The 17,103-nt window shown below is 70.7% G+C and carries 18 protein-coding genes; 10 read left to right on the forward strand and 8 right to left on the reverse strand.

Annotated features, from left to right (window positions below; all coding sequences use genetic code 11):
- Positions 1-46 precede the first annotated feature (46 nt).
- The 3 genes from ACNYC2_RS07105 (at position 47) to ACNYC2_RS07115 (ending at position 3,877) form a co-directional block, all read left to right on the forward strand.
- Complete coding sequence (locus ACNYC2_RS07105) at positions 47-883, forward strand: hypothetical protein (protein ID WP_419706353.1); 837 nt, start codon at positions 47-49, stop codon at positions 881-883.
- Positions 884-953: 70 nt separating this feature from the next.
- Positions 954-2,816: a SigE family RNA polymerase sigma factor gene (locus ACNYC2_RS07110; protein WP_419706354.1), complete on the forward strand. Its 1,863-nt coding sequence runs from the start codon at positions 954-956 to the stop codon at positions 2,814-2,816.
- 47 nt (positions 2,817-2,863) lie between these two features.
- Complete coding sequence (locus ACNYC2_RS07115; protein WP_419706355.1) at positions 2,864-3,877, forward strand: aldo/keto reductase family protein; 1,014 nt, start codon at positions 2,864-2,866, stop codon at positions 3,875-3,877.
- A gap of 116 nt (positions 3,878-3,993) precedes the next feature.
- Here the strand turns inward: ACNYC2_RS07115 and ACNYC2_RS07120 are convergent, their stop codons facing one another.
- Complete coding sequence (locus ACNYC2_RS07120; RefSeq protein WP_419706356.1) at positions 3,994-4,614, reverse strand: DUF3043 domain-containing protein; 621 nt, start codon at positions 4,612-4,614, stop codon at positions 3,994-3,996.
- Positions 4,615-4,670: 56 nt separating this feature from the next.
- On the opposite strand from ACNYC2_RS07120, the gene ACNYC2_RS07125 reads away from it, so the two are divergent.
- The gene (locus ACNYC2_RS07125; protein WP_419706357.1) at positions 4,671-6,050 is read left to right on the forward strand and encodes a dipeptidase; all 1,380 of its coding nucleotides are present in this window, start codon (positions 4,671-4,673) and stop codon (positions 6,048-6,050) included.
- A gap of 8 nt (positions 6,051-6,058) precedes the next feature.
- Here the strand turns inward: ACNYC2_RS07125 and ACNYC2_RS07130 are convergent, their stop codons facing one another.
- The 3 genes from ACNYC2_RS07130 to nadA form a co-directional block, all read right to left on the reverse strand.
- The gene (locus tag ACNYC2_RS07130) at positions 6,059-6,610 is read right to left on the reverse strand and encodes an acyl-CoA thioesterase (protein ID WP_419706358.1); all 552 of its coding nucleotides are present in this window, start codon (positions 6,608-6,610) and stop codon (positions 6,059-6,061) included.
- Between the two features lie 85 nt (positions 6,611-6,695).
- Entirely contained in the window at positions 6,696-7,289 is a 594-nt protein-coding gene (locus ACNYC2_RS07135; RefSeq protein ID WP_419706359.1) for a DJ-1/PfpI family protein, read from the reverse strand.
- Positions 7,290-7,303: 14 nt separating this feature from the next.
- Positions 7,304-8,518 (reverse strand): quinolinate synthase NadA, encoded by a 1,215-nt coding sequence (gene nadA, locus ACNYC2_RS07140; RefSeq protein ID WP_419707788.1) that lies wholly within the window; start codon positions 8,516-8,518, stop codon positions 7,304-7,306.
- Positions 8,519-8,567: 49 nt separating this feature from the next.
- Between nadA and ACNYC2_RS07145 the strand changes: the two genes are divergently transcribed.
- The gene (locus ACNYC2_RS07145; protein ID WP_419706360.1) at positions 8,568-9,158 is read left to right on the forward strand and encodes a hypothetical protein; all 591 of its coding nucleotides are present in this window, start codon (positions 8,568-8,570) and stop codon (positions 9,156-9,158) included.
- Between the two features lie 141 nt (positions 9,159-9,299).
- A complete protein-coding gene (gene erpA / locus ACNYC2_RS07150; protein WP_108495706.1) occupies positions 9,300-9,653 on the forward strand; it encodes an iron-sulfur cluster insertion protein ErpA in 354 nt (117 codons plus the stop codon).
- Between the two features lie 109 nt (positions 9,654-9,762).
- Here erpA and ACNYC2_RS07155 read toward each other — a convergent pair whose 3' ends face one another.
- Positions 9,763-10,011: a sulfurtransferase TusA family protein gene (locus tag ACNYC2_RS07155; protein ID WP_419706361.1), complete on the reverse strand. Its 249-nt coding sequence runs from the start codon at positions 10,009-10,011 to the stop codon at positions 9,763-9,765.
- 34 nt (positions 10,012-10,045) lie between these two features.
- A complete protein-coding gene (locus ACNYC2_RS07160; RefSeq protein WP_419706362.1) occupies positions 10,046-11,206 on the reverse strand; it encodes a cysteine desulfurase family protein in 1,161 nt (386 codons plus the stop codon).
- 270 nt (positions 11,207-11,476) lie between these two features.
- On the opposite strand from ACNYC2_RS07160, the gene coxB reads away from it, so the two are divergent.
- From coxB to ACNYC2_RS07175, 3 genes are read left to right on the forward strand one after another with little or no spacing between them, the layout of a single operon-like run.
- Positions 11,477-12,388, forward strand: a complete 912-nt coding sequence (coxB, locus tag ACNYC2_RS07165) for a cytochrome c oxidase subunit II (protein ID WP_419706363.1) — start codon at positions 11,477-11,479, stop codon at positions 12,386-12,388.
- Positions 12,388-14,205 (forward strand): cytochrome c oxidase subunit I, encoded by a 1,818-nt coding sequence (ctaD, locus tag ACNYC2_RS07170; protein ID WP_377226543.1) that lies wholly within the window; start codon positions 12,388-12,390, stop codon positions 14,203-14,205. Before coxB ends, ctaD begins: the two co-directional genes overlap by 1 nt.
- Complete coding sequence (locus ACNYC2_RS07175) at positions 14,202-14,603, forward strand: cytochrome c oxidase subunit 4 (RefSeq protein ID WP_116676040.1); 402 nt, start codon at positions 14,202-14,204, stop codon at positions 14,601-14,603. The genes ctaD and ACNYC2_RS07175 overlap by 4 nt, the downstream gene beginning before the upstream one ends.
- 91 nt (positions 14,604-14,694) lie before the next feature.
- Here the strand turns inward: ACNYC2_RS07175 and trpD are convergent, their stop codons facing one another.
- A complete protein-coding gene (gene trpD, locus ACNYC2_RS07180; RefSeq protein WP_419706364.1) occupies positions 14,695-15,750 on the reverse strand; it encodes an anthranilate phosphoribosyltransferase in 1,056 nt (351 codons plus the stop codon).
- Positions 15,747-16,244: a hypothetical protein gene (locus ACNYC2_RS07185; RefSeq protein ID WP_419706365.1), complete on the reverse strand. Its 498-nt coding sequence runs from the start codon at positions 16,242-16,244 to the stop codon at positions 15,747-15,749. Before ACNYC2_RS07185 ends, trpD begins: the two co-directional genes overlap by 4 nt.
- Before the next feature lie 178 nt (positions 16,245-16,422).
- On the opposite strand from ACNYC2_RS07185, the gene ACNYC2_RS07190 reads away from it, so the two are divergent.
- Positions 16,423-17,076, forward strand: coding sequence for a cytochrome c oxidase subunit 3 (locus ACNYC2_RS07190; RefSeq protein WP_116676037.1), 654 nt, complete (start codon positions 16,423-16,425; stop codon positions 17,074-17,076).
- Positions 17,077-17,103 lie beyond the last annotated feature (27 nt).

A 17,103-nucleotide genomic window follows, 5' to 3' on the forward strand; every position in this document is an offset into this window, starting at 1 on the left:
CTCTGCTTTGGTGGCGCCCGGGCGGGCAGGCACCCACCATTGCGACATGACCAGCGACATGACCAGCACCGACGTCGAGACCCCGCGTGTCGGTATCCGCGCACTCCTGCCCGGGCTGGTGTCCCGGATCGCGTTCGGCCTGCTGATCGTCGCGGTCGTGATCCGCATGACGGGCGACGTGGGCGCATGGGACGAGGGCGGGCTCACGGTGGTTCTCGTGGCGCACCTGCTGCTGCTCCCGCTCCTGGCGCTGACGTTGTGGACGGCGGCGCCGTCGTCCGGTGGGGTGGGGCGGCCGCGTCCCGTGGTCCTCATGCTCGTCGCCCTGGCGCTGGGCTACCTGGGCGACGTGTTCGTCACGACCGCGCTCTTCCCCGGCTTGTGGGACACGCTGATGAACGGCATGGAGCTCGAGGGGCTCGTCTACATGGCGATGGTGAGCGGCGCGGTTCTCGCGCTGGCCCTGGTCGTGCAGGTCGTCGCGTTCCGCGGGTGGCTGGATGCGGGACCGCTGCGCGCGGCCACCGACGTCACCTGCTTGGTCGCGGGCGTGGCCGCGGTCGCGGTCCTGGTCGCCGGGGTCGCGCACGTGGACCTCGGCGACTACGTCGTCGGCGCGGTCGTGGCGGGTGCGGCCTGGGTTGCCGCGGTGTCCCTGCTGACGGTGGTGGCCTGGCGGGTCGACCGCCTCGCCGGCGTCGGCGCACTGCTCCACGTCGGGGCGGCGGCACTGCTGCTGATCGGGACCATGACGGGTGGGGTCGGCACCACCCTCAGCCTCCGGGCGGTGGCCTTGGCCTACGTCGTGGGGCAGGCCCTGCTGGCCGTGGGCGTGCTGCGCGGGCTCGGGGACTCGTCGGCAGGCGCGGGCCAGACCCTGTGACGGCACGGAGGCCGGCCTCCGTCGCGGCCGGCCGATAAACCTGCGAGCCTCGCCGTACGTGGTGGGGGGTATGAGCATCGACACCGAAGATGAGACCGAGCGCGCCAGCGTGCGCGTGGCTCGATCGCGCGACGACGACTTCGTCGCGTTCGTCGAGACAGCCGGGCCCTACCTCTACCGCACCGCGTACCTCCTGGCCGGCGACAGCCACCGCGCCGAGGACCTGGTGCAGACCGCGTTCGAGCGTACCTACCGCGTCTGGGACCGGGTCCGGGACCGCGAGCCGCGTGCGTACGCCCGGCGCATCCTGGTGAACCAGCGCATCGACACGTGGCGGCACGTCCGGCGCGAGCTGATACCGGGCGACGACCACATCCCGGTAGGGGCGGCCCAGGACGGGTCGGGCGAGGTGGCGTTGCGGGACGCGCTCGTGCGGGCCCTCGCACGGCTCGCACCCCAGCAGCGGCGCGTCGTCGTGCTCCGGCACCTGCTGGATCTCTCGGAGGCGGACGTCGCGGCGGAGCTCGGCCGGAGCGTCGGCACGGTCAAGGCGACCAACGCCCGCGCGCTGGAACGTCTGCGCGGCATGGTCGCGGGAGCCGACCTGGAGATGGTCGACGCGCCGGTCGTGGACGCCGCCGCCGTGCTGCGCGGCAGCCGGGCGGCGCTGCGTCGCCGTCGGGTGGCGCAGGGTGCGACGTCGGGCGTCGCCGCGCTGCTGCTGGTGTGGTTCCTGCTGGGACCGGTGCGCGTGCCGGGCCTGGGAGAGGTCGCCCTGCCGGGCAGCGAGTGGTTCCGGGAGGTCACGGGCATCGATCGGCTGCTCGTGAACCCGGAGCCGGGGCCTGGCCTCACCGCCGCCCCGACCGTTCCCGCCGCGGAGGTGGAGCCGTTGCGCGAGACGTTCGCCGTCCTGGGCGACGACACCGCTACGGCGACGCTGGCCGAGGACGGCTCGTACTTCATGGTGACGTCCTTCCCGGATTCCGGGACGCCCGAAGTGCCTCATGGCGCCGGTTCGTCCGTCGTCGAGTCCGTGGAGATCCAGGAGGACGGGATCCCGCACCGCGGTGACTACGTGGGGTCGGGAACGGTCGACGGCCTGAGCGCTCCGATCTTCGACGTGGTGCGCCAGGGCGACCGGCTGGCCTGGGTCGAGACACCGGTGGTCGACGGCGGCGACCCGGAGGTCTGGGCGATCCGCGCGTACGGCGGAGCAGCCGGGTCGGCTCCGGTCACGGTGGCGGAGCACCTTGAGCCGGACCTCGCGGCGGACGGCGAGACCCTCCGCGACCCGTGGGTCGGGCTCACCGCCCGACGAGCCGTCTGGATGACCAACGGCACGGGGCCGGACGGCGAGCACCTGAGCAAGGTCTGGGCGAAGGATGCGGACGGCGAGGGTGCCGAGCAGGTCGTCGCGACGGCGGTGCGGACGTTCGCGACCCACGACGACGAGGTGCTCACCACGGCTGCGACACGCGGCAGCGACGGTGTGACGCGCTACGTCGTCACCTCGTACCGGGACGACGGAGGCACGGAGATCGTCCGGCTCGCCACGGCCGCCGAACCCGAGGACATCGACAGCTGGGGCACGGAGCTCGCGGCGTCCGACAGGCTCGTGGCCTGGAACGACGGCGCCGCGGTCCATGTGCTGGATCGCAGGACCGGGCGGGAGCGGACCTTCGAACCGGGAGCGGCCGGAGACATCGTGACGTCGATCGACGTGGCCGCGGACGACGTCGTGTGGAGCACGGTGGGCGACGACGGGAGCACCGTGTACCTGGTCGAGGACGCGCTCGGCGAGGGGCGGCCACACCTCCTGGACCGGGGCTCCGGTACGGCGTCGGTGGCGATCGCCGGGGACCTCGTCGCCTGGCGGGTGGAGGACGTGGACGCCGGCACGGCGCTCCTGCACCGCGCCAGGATCGAGTGATGGAAGAGGGGGTCGATTCGATTCGACGGTTGTCATAGGGTGACGACATGGTCAACTACCGGTACCTCGGCAACAGTGGTCTCAAGATCTCGGAGATCACCTACGGCAACTGGCTCACCCACGCCTCGCAGGTGGAGAACGACGTCGCCACGGCGTGCGTCCGCGCCGCCCTCGACGCGGGTATCACCACCTTCGACACCGCCGACGCGTACGCCAACACGGCCGCGGAGCAGGTGCTCGGCGACGCGCTGAAGGGCGAGCGTCGCGAGTCGCTGGAGATCTTCACGAAGGTCTACTGGCCCACCGGCCCCAAGGGCCCCAACGACGTGGGCCTGTCCCGCAAGCACATCATGGAGTCGATCAACGGCTCCCTGACCCGCCTCGGCACCGACTACGTCGATCTGTACCAGGCGCACCGGTACGACGTCGAGACCCCGCTCGAGGAGACGATGCAGGCGTTCGCTGACATCGTCCGCCAGGGCAAGGCCCTCTACATCGGTGTCTCGGAGTGGTCCGCCGACCAGATCCGCGCGGGTGCCGCGCTCGCCAAGGAGCTCGGCTTCCAGCTGATCTCCTCGCAGCCGCAGTACTCCATGCTGTGGCGGGTCATCGAGGACGAGGTGGTGCCCGCCTCGAAGGAGACCGGCGTCTCGCAGATCGTCTGGTCGCCGATGGCGCAGGGCGTGCTCTCGGGCAAGTACCTGCCGGGCCAGCCGGCGCCCGCCGGCTCGCGCGCGACCGACGAGAAGGGCGGCGCGCAGACGATCAGCCGCTTCATGACCGACGAGACGCTGACCGCCGTGCAGAACCTCAAGCCGGTGGCCGCCGAGCTGGACCTGTCGATGGCCCAGCTCGCCGTCGCGTGGGTGCTGCAGAACGACAACGTGGCCGCCGCGCTCGTGGGTGCGTCGCGTCCGGAGCAGGTTGCCGAGAACGTCAAGGCGTCGGGTGTGACGATCCCCGCCGAGCTGATGAAGCAGATCGACGACGCGCTCGACGGCGTGATCGAGCGCGACCCGGCGAAGACCCTCGAGGGCATGCCGAAGAAGCGCCCGGCCTGACCCAGTGCGCTGAGTTGTCAGACGGCGCCGCACGTGTCAGACGTACAGGTCACCCTGGTGACCCGTGTGTCTGACACGTGCGGCGCCGTCTGACAACCACCGTCCGGCAAGCGGGGTTACTCCGGGTAGTTGCCGCGCTTCTTGCTCATCGGCTTCGGCAGCCGCGAACGGCGCAGCTGGTAGGCGCGCGTGATCGTGTACATCAGGAGACCGCGCTGCACGTCGCCGAACTTCGCGGTCAGGCGCTTCTTCAGCGACCTCCACAGCAGCCACGCGTCGATGATCGTCAGGAACAGGAACCCGTAGAGGCCGAGCATCACGATGATGCTGAGCTGCGGGTACTGCGAGGTGAAGAACGTCGCGAACAGGAAGATGAACGCGACCGGCAGGAAGAACTCGCCGAGGTTCCAGCGTGCGTCCACGAAGTCGCGCACGTACCGGCGCACAGGACCCTTGTCCTTGGCCGGCATGTACTTCTCGTCGCCGGTCTGCATCGCCTGGTAGGCGCGCTCGCGGTCGATGCGCGACTTCTCGCGCTGCGTCTTGCGTGCGGCCTTGCGGTCGTTCGGGACGAGGGGACGCTTGTTCGCGGCCTGCGCGACGTTGCGCTTGGGCGTCGGACGCCCCTTCTTCAGGGCGCTGTCCGACGTCGTCGCGGACGCGGGCGTCACGTCGTCGGGGGAGTCGCCCACGGGGGTCACGCCGTCGGGTGTCGGAGTCTTGCTGCGGGAGAACACCTCCCCAGCCTAATCGGTCGCGGCGGTGCCCCGCTGCGAGCCGTTAACGTGGGGCGGTGACTTCCGATACAACCGCGGCCCTCCGCGCCCGCGTCGCCGAGCTGTTCCCCGCCCTGCAGGCCGATCTCGAGGCGCTGGTGCGCATCCCGAGCGTCTCGGCCGCCGCGTTCGACCAGGCGCACGTCGCCGCGAGCGCGGCAGCGACCGAGCAGCTCCTGCGGGACGCGGGCCTGCCCGACGTCCAGATCCTGTCCGCGCCGCGGCCTGACGGCACGCCGGGCGCACCCGCCGTCGTCGCGCGCAGGCCGGCGCCCGAGGGGGCGCCGACCGTGCTCCTGTACGCGCACCACGACGTGCAGCCGCCGGGCGATCCCGCGACCTGGGACACCGCGCCGTTCGAGCCCACCCAGGTGGGCGAGCGGCTCTACGGCCGTGGTGCGGCCGACGACAAGGCGGGCATCATCGCCCACCTGGGCGCGCTGCGTGCGCTCGGCCTGCCCGACGGCGCGGACCTGCCGGTCGGCGTCACGGTCTTCCTCGAGGGCGAGGAGGAGTCGGGGTCGCCGTCGTTCCGTGCGTTCCTGGAGACGCACCGCGACCTGCTGGCGGCGGACGTCATCGTCGTCGCCGACTCCACGAACTGGAGCATCGGCGTCCCCGCCCTCACGACGTCGCTGCGCGGTCTGGTCGACGGCGTGGTCGAGCTGAAGGTCCTCGAGCACGCCGTGCACTCCGGCATGTTCGGTGGTGCTGTGCTGGACGCCGTCACCCTGATGTCCCGCCTGGTGGCGACGTTCCACGACGAGGCGGGCGACGTGGCGATCGACGGCCTGGTGGCCGCCTCCGAGCCGGAGGTCGACTACTCCGAGGCCGCGTTCCGCGCGGACTCGTCGCTGCTCGACGGCGTCTCGCTCGCCGGCACCGGCACGGTCTCCGGGCGGCTGTGGGCCAAGCCCGCGCTCTCCGTGATCGGGATGGACGTGACGTCGGTGGCGGAGGCGTCGAACACGATCGCCCCGAGCTGCACGGCGAAGATCTCGCTGCGCCTCGCCCCGGGGCAGGACCCCGTGGCGGCCGACGCGGCGCTCGCCCAGCACGTGGCGAAGCACGCGCCGTTCGGCGCGCAGGTCACATGGCGGACCGGCGAGCAGGGCAAGCCGTTCCTCGCGGCCGGCGACACGGCGGCGATGCGCGCGGCGCGCGCCGCGTTCGCCGAGGCGTGGGGCACGCCGCCGGTCGACGTCGGCGTGGGCGGGTCGATCCCGTTCATCGCGGACCTGCTGGAGGTCTTCCCGGAGGCCGCGATCCTCGTGACCGGTGTCGAGGACCCGGACTCGCGGGCGCACGGCGCGAACGAGTCGGTGCACCTCGGCGAGCTGCAGAAGGTGGTCCTGGCGGAGGCCCTGCTGCTGACGAAGGTCGGCGAGGGGCTCTAGCTCTTGCTCTAGCCCTTGATCGTGGTCGAGGGCTCGCGCGGTGCGACATCCATCGCGCGGGCCCAGGCCGCGACGTCCTCGGGGAGCTCGGGGGAGGCGAGGTTCTCGCCCATGGCGTCCCGCACGACGTCGAGCGCGGAGATCCGGTTGCCCTTGCGGTCCAGGAACCGGCTGGCCACGATCCCGCGGGCGTACAGCTTGCCCTCCCGCGTGAACACCTGCTCCAGGTAGAACATGCGCTCGTCCCAGCCGATGATCCGCGTGGTGATCTCGAACCGCTCGAACGGCCGCAGGGACCGGCGGTACTTCATGGTCGACGCCGCGACCACCGGCGCCCAGCCCTTCTGGCGGGCGACCGGGAACATGCCGAGGTCGGCGATCTGGTTGTTCCGGGCCACGTCCATCATCTGCAGGTACGTGCCGTTGTTGACGTGGAGGTTCGAGTCGAGGTCGAGCAGCCCGACGCGCATCCGGGTGACCGACGGGTCGAGCAGGGTCTGCCCCGGGCGGGCCTTGCGCGGGAAGAGTCCGGTCCAGGTGAGCTGGAACATGCGAGCCATGCGACGAAGGTTATACCGAGAACCGGCAGTATCAGATACCTCTGGTGCCAGAGGCTTCGTCGCGTCCCGCCGTGCAGCCGTGCGGTCAGTCGGCCTGGTACTGGATCTCGCGCCGCACCGCCCAGGCGACGTCCGCCGACTCCAGCCGTTCGACCAGGTGCAGGGCCATGTCGATCCCCGCCGCGACGCCCGCGGAGGTGACGACGTCGCCGTCGTCCACGAACCGCGCCTCGGTGTCCACGAGGATGCTCGGGTCGAGCTCGGCGAGCTCGTCGTAGTAGTCGCGGTGGGTGGTGGCAGGCCGCCCCGCCAGCAGCCCCGCGGCGGCGAACGAGAGCGCGCCCGTGCAGACGCTGGCCATGACCGGGGTCTGCTTGCGGATCTGGCGCAACCACTCGAGGTGCCCTGCCTGGGCGATCAGCGGTCGCGTACCCATGCCGCCCGGGTAGATCAGCACGTGCAGCGGCCCGACGTCGTCCGCGCCGTGCGCCGGCAGGATCCGCAGACCCTTCGCGAGCCGCACGCCGGAGCCGTCCCAGGAGAACGTGCTCACCGTCGGCCGTAGCTCCTGCGAGTGGGAGCCCCACTCCGCGAACACCTCGAAGGGCCCGACGACGTCGAGCTCCTCCGCCCCGTCGAAGACGAAGATCCCGATGCGCAGCCCGCCGTTACCGGTCATGTGCTCGCTCCGTGTCAGATTCCGGGGAGGGCCAGCATCTGGTCGAGCGCCACGCGGGCCCAGTGGGCGTCGTCGGCGTCCACGACGATCCGGTTCACCATGCGTCCCTCCACGAGCGACTCCATCGCCCACACGAGGTGGGGCAGATCGATCCGGTTCATGGTGGAGCAGAAGCAGACCGTCGAGTCGAGGTAGTGCACGTTCTTGTCCGGGTGCGCCTTGGCGACCCGGCGCACCAGGTTCAGCTCGGTGCCGATGGCCCACGAGGAGCCGGGCTCCGCGGCCTCGAGCTTCTTGATGATGTACTCGGTGGAGCCCACGTAGTCGGCGGCCGTGACGACCTCGTTCTTGCACTCCGGGTGCACCATCACGTTGACGCCGGGCACCGCCGCGCGGATGTCGCTGACGTTCTTCTCGGAGAAGCGGCCGTGCACCGAGCAGTGCCCGCGCCACAGGATCATCCGGGCGTCGCGCAGCTCCTGGTCGGTCAGCCCGCCGTTCGGCTTGCGCGGGTCGAAGATCACGCAGTCGTCCAGCGACATCCCGAGCGCGAGGACCGCGGTGTTGCGGCCCAGGTGCTGGTCGGGGAGGAACAGCACCTTCCCGGTGCCGTCGATCCCGCCCACCTGGTCGAACGCCCAGCGCAGCGCGACCTCGGCGTTGGACGACGTGCACACGGTGCCGTCGTGGCGGCCGGTGAACGCCTTGATGGCGGCCGACGAGTTCATGTAGGTGACGGGGATCGTCGAGTCCGCGATGCCGACGTCCTGCAGCACCGCCCAGGCCTCCTCGACCTGGCCGATCGCGGCCATGTCCGCCATGGAGCAGCCGGCCGCGAGGTCGGGCAGCACCACTTGCTGCTGGTCCGAGGTGAGGATGTCCGCGCTCTCGGCCATGAAGTGCACCCCGCAGAACAGGATGAACTCCGCCTCGGGGCGGGCGGCGGCCTCGCGCGCGAGCTTGAAGGAGTCGCCGGTGACGTCGGCGAAGTCGATCACCTCGTCGCGCTGGTAGTGGTGCCCGAGCACGAACGCCCGGCTGCCCAGGGCGGCGCGCGCCGCACGGGCCCGCTCGACGAGGTTCGGGTCGCTCGGTGCGGGGAGCTCGCCCACGCACTCCACGCCACGCTCGGAGGCCAGGTCACGGCCCTGGCCGAGCAGCAGCAGCGGGGACGGGGCGGGCTCGGAGAAACCGGGGTGTTCAGCCAGCAGGGTGCTCACGGTCACCATCATGACACGCGGTGGTGACAGCCAGACAGGACGGTGTCACGATGCGTCGGTGCACGTGCTGCTGCTTGCCGAGAACCTGCCCGACGCCGAGCGACTCGCCTCCGCGTGGTGCGCCGCCGCGCCCCACACGACCGCCGCGGCCCGCGAGGTGCGGGTGCCGGGCGCTGCCGGCTCGTCCGCCGCAGGACCGGGGCCGAGCGGCCCGCAGGCCGCCGGGGCTGGTCACGGCACGGGCGCCGGCGGCGGGGTCCTGCTGGCCGGCGCGGCGATCCCCGTGGGGCGGCCGGACGCCGTCGGGCCGCTCGCCGTCGGGCCGGACCGTCCGGGCCCCAGCGCACCCGGCCCCGCGCCGTCCGCCCTGCCCCGCGGCGACGGCGCCGTGCTCGCGGAGGCGGCCGCGCGGGCCGACGTGGTCGTGGCGTACGTCACGCGGCTCGACGGCGAGGGACTGCACCGCGGCGTGGTCGTCGAGGCCGCGGCGGCGGCCGCCCCGCACGCCGTACCCGTCGTCGTGATCACGGACCGCAGCGAGGTGAGCAGGCGCGAATGGTCGACGGCGGGCCTCAGCGGGGTGCACGAGGCGGCCGACGGAGACGTCACCCGCGTCGCCAGGACCTGGACGCCGGGGTGGGCGCGCTGAACCCCGGACGGTGATGGGCGCGGCCGGTCCGTGGGCGTACGATCTGAGAACAGACCGGCGACGGGAACAGACGGACGGCCCGATGGGTTGGCACCGCTGAGACATCGACTACCGGTATGTCGAACACGATCGGGAGATGACATGACCGACACGACCACGGACATCGGGACCCACGGCGTCAACGTCACCGACGTCGCCGCGGGCAAGGTCCGTAGCCTGCTCGAGCAGGAGGGCCGCGACGACCTGCGCCTCCGTGTGGCGGTGCAGCCTGGCGGCTGTTCCGGGCTGATCTATCAGCTCTACTTCGACGAGCGTGTGCTCGACGGGGACGCGCTGCGTGACTACGACGGCGTCGAGGTCGTCGTGGACAAGATGAGCGTGCCGTACCTCGAGGGCGCCACCATCGACTTCAAGGACACCATCGAGCAGCAGGGCTTCACGATCGACAACCCGAACGCAGGCAGCGCGTGCGCCTGTGGCGGGTCGTTCTCCTGATCCGAGCTCTGCGTCGGCAACACGTCGAACGAGAAGCGGGCCGGTCACCTTCGCGGTGACCGGCCCGCTTCTCGTTCCGGGCCGCTGGGCCGGGCGGCCGGGTTCCTGGTCAGGCCAGCCGGACCGTGACGGACCAGCCGGTCCAGTCGCTCCCGTCGGAGTCCGCCACGTGCTCGTGGGTCGCCACGTGCTCGTGCCCGCGCATGCGGCACCACGCGGGCACGTCCAGCTTCGCGGCGGGATCGGTCGACAGGACGGTCAGCTCGGTGCCCGCCGGCAGGCCCTTCGCGGCGGCCGCCAGCCGGATCACGGGCAGGGGGCACCGCAGCCCGCGGGCGTCCACCAACGTGTCAGACACGTGAGTCACTCTAGTGACCTGTGGTTCTGACACCTCAGAGGCCGCCCACGCCGAGCATCTCCCGCACCCGGGCTACCGCGTCCGGCAGCACCGCGCAGAAGCGGTCCACCTCGTCGGCGGTAGTGGTCCGGTCCAGGGCGATCCGCACGTTCCCGTGCGTGAGCACGCCCATCGCGGCCAGCACGTGCGAGGGCTCCAGCGTGCTCGAGGTGCACGCCGAGCCGGAGCCGACGGCGAACCCGTGCCGGTCCAGCTCCGTCACGAGCGCCTCGCCGTCCACGTAGAGGAACGAGAAGGTCGCGACGTGGGGGAGCCGGCCGTCCGGATCGCCCACCACCTCGACGTCGGGGATGCGGGACACCTCTGCCCGCAGCCGCTCGACGAGCTGCCGGCGCCGCACCTCCTGCTCTGCCCGGTCCGCCTCGACCGCCTGCAGCGCCACCGCCGCGGCGAACGCGAGCGGCACGCTGACGCCGCCCGGTGCCCAGGGATCCTCGTCCTCCGGACCCACGGGCGTGGTGCGGACCCGCTGCCGGACGGCGAGCACCCCGATCCCGGCGGGCCCGCCCCAGTCGGCGGGGTCGGCGGCCAGGAGGTCCCAGGTCGCGGGCACCGCGACGTGTCCGACGCTCGCTCCCGCGTCGACCAGGAGCGGGACGCCGGCCGCGCGGGCGGCGTCGTGCACCGCCTCGACCGGCTGCAGCGTGCCGACCTCACCGTTCGCGTGCTGCAGCGCGGCCAGTGCGACACCGGGGGCCCGGACGGCGGCGATCATCGCGTCGGCGTCCACCCGCCCGAGCCGGTCGACCGGGACCGGGGAGGCCGCCTGCGCGCCGCCCGCCGCGTGCGCGGCCGCCTGCAGCAGCGCCGACCGTTCGACGGCGCTGGTCACGATCGCGGTGCCCGCACGCCGTCGGCCGGCGGCAGCGGAGGCGACGGCCGTGTGCAGCGAGGCCGTGTGGCTCGGCGTGAGGTGGACCTCCTGGGTCCGTGCGCCCAGCACCGCTGCGATCGCCTCGCGGGCGGCGTCGAGCAGACGGGCGGCGCGGCGGCCCTCGGCGTGCAGCCGGCGCGGATCGGCCCAGCCGTCGCCGAGCGCCTGCTCGAACGCCTGCCGGGCGAGCGGGTGCCACGGGGCACGACCGCCGTTGTCGAGATGCACCCGGTCGGGCGTACCGGGGGTGGCGTGGCTCACACGTCCTCCTGCTCCTGAGTCGTCCACCTGATCCTCGCACCCGCGCGGACCGGCCCGCCGCCACCATTGTTCTGACACGACCTGCGCGCGTGTCCTGAACAGCCTGGATGGGCGCCCCGGGTGCGGAGTGCGTCACGTCCCCCGGGCCCTCCTCCGGGCATCATCAGGCCCCGGAGCGCGCTAGGCTGCATCCCATCGAGGACGAAGGTTCTGCGTGGAGCTCGGGAGGAAACCGGTGCGACGCGCCGGACGAGACGTGAAAGGCCTCCCTTGCACTCGAAGGCACCTACCCGCACCCGTCGGGCCATCCTGCGTACGTCGGCTCTAGCCGTCGCTGTCGCAGTTGTGGCTACCGGCTGCGCAAGCGAATCCGTCCAGCGCGGATACCTGCCCGGCTACAGCGACGGGGAGGTGACTAACCAGACTGCGCGCATCACCGATCTTTGGGTGGGCTCGTGGATCGCTGCCATGCTCGTGGGCATCGTGACGTGGGGCCTGATCCTTTGGTGCATCGCGGCGTACCGGAAGCGCAAGGAAGACCACCAGCTCCCGATACAGACGCGCTACCACCTGCCGCTCGAGCTCATGTACACGGCCGTGCCGCTGATCATGGTGCTCGTGCTGTTCTGGTACACCGACCGGGACGTGACCGAGATCAACAGGGTCGACGGCACCGCGACCGAGCACATCCAGGTCATCGGCAAGCAGTGGAGCTGGGACTTCAACTACCTCGACGCCGACGTCTACGACTACGGCGAGCACGAGGCGGACCCCGGCAGCGTCACCGCGGAGGACGAGCTCGACGGCGCCATCGGCACCTCGACGTCGTTCCCGACGCTCTACCTGCCGGTCAACGAGACGGTGGAGTTCACGCTCGACTCGCGCGACGTCATCCACTCGTTCTGGATCCCCGCGTTCCTGTACAAGCAGGACATGATCCCGCAGCGGACCAACACGTTCCAGGTCACGCCGACCCGTGAGGGCACCTACGCCGGCAAGTGCGCGGAGCTCTGCGGCGAGTTCCACTCCGGCATGCTCTTCAACGTGAAGGTCGTCTCGGCGGAGGAGTACGACGCCCACATGGCGGAGCTCGCGGCCAAGGGCCAGACCGGCGCACTGGGCATGGACCTCGCCCGTACGCAGGGTCCCGTCAACACCGAGGAAGCGGAGGCTGAGCACTGATGGCCGCAGCAACCACGACCGAGCTCATCCCGGGCCTGGCGCCCGGGCGACAGACGCTCGGCCGGACCGTCATCAAGTGGATCACCTCCACTGACCACAAGACGATCGGGTACCTCTACCTGATCTCGTCGTTCCTGTTCTTCTGCATCGGCGGCCTGATGGCCCTGCTGATCCGCGCGGAGCTCTTCGAGCCGGGTATCCAGCTCGTGCAGAGCAAGGAGCAGTACAACCAGCTCTTCACGATGCACGGCACCGTGATGCTGCTGCTGTTCGCCACCCCGCTCTTCGCGGGCTTCGCGAACGTGATCATGCCGCTCCAGATCGGTGCGCCCGACGTCGCGTTCCCCCGCCTGAACATGTTCGCCTACTGGCTGTACCTGTTCGGCGGCCTCATCACGGTGGCCGGGTTCCTGACCCCGCAGGGCGCCGCGTCGTTCGGCTGGTTCGCGTACGCGCCGTTGTCGACCACCACCTACAGTCCGGGGCTGGGTGGTGACCTCTGGGTCTTCGGCCTCGCGCTGGCCGGTTTCGGCACGATCCTCGGTGCGGTCAACTTCATCACCACGATCATCACGATGCGCGCGCCGGGCATGACCATGTTCCGGATGCCGATCTTCACGTGGAACACGCTGATCACCAGCCTCCTCGTGCTGATGGCCTTCCCGCCCCTGGCGGCCGCCCTGTTCGCGCTCGGCGCGGACCGTCGCCTCGGCGCGCAGATCTTCAACCCGGAGAACGGCGGCGCCATCCTCTGGCAGCACCTGTTCTGGTTCTTCGGGCACCCCGAGGTGTACATCATCGCGCTGCCGTTCTTCGGCATCGTGTCCGAGATCCTGCCGGTGTTCAGCCGGAAGCCGATCTTCGGCTACAACGGCCTCGTGTACGCGACCATCGCCATCGCCGCGCTGTCGGTGACGGTGTGGGCGCACCACATGTACGTGACCGGCGCGGTCATGCTGCCGTTCTTCGCCTTCATGACGATGCTCATCGCGGTGCCCACCGGTGTGAAGTTCTTCAACTGGATCGGCACGATGTGGCGAGGGAAGCTCACCTTCGAGACGCCGATGCTCTGGTCCATCGGCTTCCTCGTGACGTTCCTCTTCGGTGGCCTGACGGGCATCATCCTGTCGAGCCCGGCCCTGGACTTCCAGCTGTCCGACTCGTACTTCGTGGTGGCGCACTTCCACTACGTGGTGTTCGGCACCGTGGTGTTCGCGATGTTCGCCGGCTTCTACTTCTGGTGGCCGAAGATGACCGGCCGCATGCTGTCGGAGCGCCTGGGCAAGCTGCACTTCTGGCTGCTGTTCGTCGGCTTCCACACCACGTTCCTCATCCAGCACTGGCTGGGTGTCGAGGGCATGCCGCGCCGGTACGCGGACTACATGCCCCAGGAGGGCTTCACCTGGGAGAACCAGGTGTCCACGATCGGCGCGTTCATCCTCGCGGCATCGACCCTGCCGTTCCTCTGGAACGTGTACGTCACCTGGCGCAAGGCGCCCAAGGTCACGGTCGACGACCCGTGGGGCTACGGCCGCTCCCTGGAGTGGGCCACGTCCTGCCCGCCGCCCCGGCACAACTTCGCCTCGCTCCCGCGCATCCGCTCGGAGTCGCCGGCGTTCGACCTGCACCACCCCGAGGTCGTCGCCATGGAGCACCCGGAGTACAACCGTGGCGTGCTCGACAACGTCTACGGCGAGGCCGACCGGCGCGGTCAGGACACCCAGGCCCAGCAGCGCGCAGCCGGCGACGGCGGCGAGTCGGGCCAGAGCAGCACCACGATCGTTGACGAGCAGCCGGACGAGGGGACCAGCAAGTGAAGATCGAGAGCAGGCTGTTCCTCTGGGGTACGCCTCTGTTCGTCGGAGCCGGCATCGTCTACGGCTTCATGACGGACTGGAGCGAGCCCGTCGGCTACCTCGGCATGCCGCTGGTCGGCGGCCTCGTGGCGATGATCGGCGCGTACCTGGCCCTGACGGCCCGGCGCATCGACGCTCGCCCCGAGGACGACCCGAACGGCAACATCGAGGACGCCGCGGGCGACCAGGGCATCTACGCGCCCTGGAGCTGGTGGCCGCTGGCGATCGCCGGGTCCGCCGCGATCTGCTTCCTCGGCCTCGCCGTGGGCTGGTGGGTGCTCTACATCGGCTTCTGCCTGGCGATCATCGCGCTCGTGGGCTGGGTCTTCGAGTACTCCCGAGGCATCCACTCCCACTGACCAAACGTGGTCCGCGAAGTAGAGCGCCTGTCCGGCTCTCCCCGTCAACATTGGGAGAGCCGGACAGGCGCTCTACTTCGCGGACCGCGTTTCAGCGGCTGGCGGCTATCCAGCGCTCCAGCGTGGCCTGCGCAGCGCCCGAGTCCACGGCCTCGGCCGCGAGGTCGATCCCGGCGGTGAGCCGCTCGACGAGCGTCCCGGAGCCTGCTCCGGTGCCCGGCAGGGAGCCGTCGGCGACGAGGCCGGACGCCGCGTTGAGCAGCACGGTCTCACGGACCGGCCCGTCCTCGCCGGCGAAGACCGCGCGCGCGACCGCCGCGTTGTAGGCGGCGTCCTGGCCGCGCAGGTCCTCGACCTTGATGCGGGTGAGCCCCAGGTCGGCGGCGGGGTCCAGCCGGTGCTCCGTGACCGCGCCGTCGGCCACCTCCCACACGGTGGAGCCGGCGGTGGCCGCGAGCTCGTCCAGGCCTTCGTCACCGCGGAACACCAGCGCGGACTTGCCACGCTCCGCGAACACGCCGGCCATCAGCGGGGCCATCCGTGCGTCGGCACAGCCGACGGCGGCCGCACGCGGCTGAGCCGGGTTGGTGAGCGGGCCCAGGAAGTTGAAGGCCGTCGGCACGCCGAGCTCCCTGCGGGTGACGCCCGCATGGCGCATCGACGGGTGGAACACCATCGCGAAGCAGAAGGTGATGCCCGCCTCGCGCGCGATCTGCGCCACGCGCTCGGGGGTGTGGTCCAGCCGGATGCCGAGCTCCTCCAGCACGTCCGCGCTGCCCGACGACGACGAGGCCGCCCGGTTGCCGTGCTTGACCACGCGGAGGCCGGTGCCCGCGATGACCACCGACGCCATCGTGGAGATGTTCACGGTGTGCGCGCGGTCGCCACCCGTGCCGACGATGTCCACCGAGGGGCCGGGCACGTCGATCCGGGTCGCGTGCCGGACCATGGACTCGGTCAGTCCGGCGAGCTCCTCGACGGTCTCGCCCTTGGCGCGCAGCGCCACCAGGAGGCCGCCGAGCTGGACGGGCGAGACCTCGCCGGTCATCACCTGGTCCATCGCCCACGCGGCTTCGGCCTGGCTCAGGTCGGTGCCCGTGATGAGCCCGGACAGCAGGCCGGACCAGGTGGGTGCCTCGAGGTTCACGCGGTACCCGCCACGGGGGCGGCAAGGAGCTTCGCCACTGCCTCCTGGACCTTGATGGCGTCGAGCGGGCGGGACACCACGCCGTCGGCCAGGGACCACGAGGCCAGCCAGGTGTCCGCAGGCCGGCCCGTGAGGACGAGCACCGGAGGGCACTCGTAGATCTCGTTCTTGAGCTGGCGGCACAGCCCCATACCACCGGTCTGGTCGGCCTCGCCGTCGAGGACGAGCAGGTCCCACGTCTCGTTGTCAGCCTTGTCCACCACCGCGGCGGGGGTGGCGATCTCCAGCCACTCGATGTCGGGCGAGCCCGCGTGCAGGCGCGGTCCGACGGCGAGCCGGACCTGCTCACGCACGGTGCGGTCGTCGCTGTACAGGAGGACTCGCGGGCTGGACGTCGCCGCACCTGATTCGGTGCCGGACTCGATACCGGACTCGGTGCCGGACTCAATACCGCTCGTACCTGCGCTGGTCACATCCGTCGTCATGCCGGTCATGCGTCGATCGTGGCACAGTCCCCGCTCTCGCGGCAGATTTGTCCGTGCTCTTTTCATGGCACTCTGGGGAATCGCGTCAGCAAGAGACGCCGCAGACAGGGCGTTGGAAGGACTTTGTGAGATTCGACGCGAGCGTCGCTGGTGCTTCGGCGTTCGAGACGGTCGAACGTCGGCCATAATGGCTGTCGTGTCGACCGCAACGGCTGCAGCCACCCCCACACACCAGCACGTGACAGTCAATCGTCCGAACCCGGTCTCGGTCGGAACGATCGTCTGGCTCGCGAGCGAGCTCATGTTCTTCGCAGCGCTCTTCGCGATGTACTTCACGGTCCGGCAGACCATGCCGGCCGAGGAGTGGGCGCTGCAGGCGGACAAGCTGAACATCACCTTCTCGACGATCAACACGATCGTCCTGGTGCTGTCCTCCTTCACCTGCCAGTGGGCGGTCTTCAAGGCTGAGCAGTTCAAGCCCTCGCGCTCCGGCAAGCTGTACCAGTTCTGGACGTGGGGCATGCACGAGTGGCTCACGATGACCTACGTGATGGGCGCCTTCTTCATCGGCGGTCAGATCTTCGAGTACACCGAGCTGGTGCACCAGGGCCTGACGATCTCGTCCAGCGCCTACGGGTCGGTCTTCTACATGACCACCGGCTTCCACGGCTTGCACGTGACCGGCGGTCTGATCGCCTTCCTCTTCGTGCTCGGCCGCTCCTTCGCCGCCAAGCGCTTCGGTCACCACGAGGCCACCACCACGATTGTCACGTCCTACTACTGGCACTTCGTCGACGTGGTGTGGATCGCGCTGTTCGCGGTGATCTACCTGCTGCAGTGACCTCGTGGTGCCTGCGCCACGGGGCGC

Source organism: Promicromonospora sp. NFX87 (genome assembly GCF_048564965.1).
Lineage (GTDB): Bacteria > Actinomycetota > Actinomycetes > Actinomycetales > Cellulomonadaceae > Promicromonospora.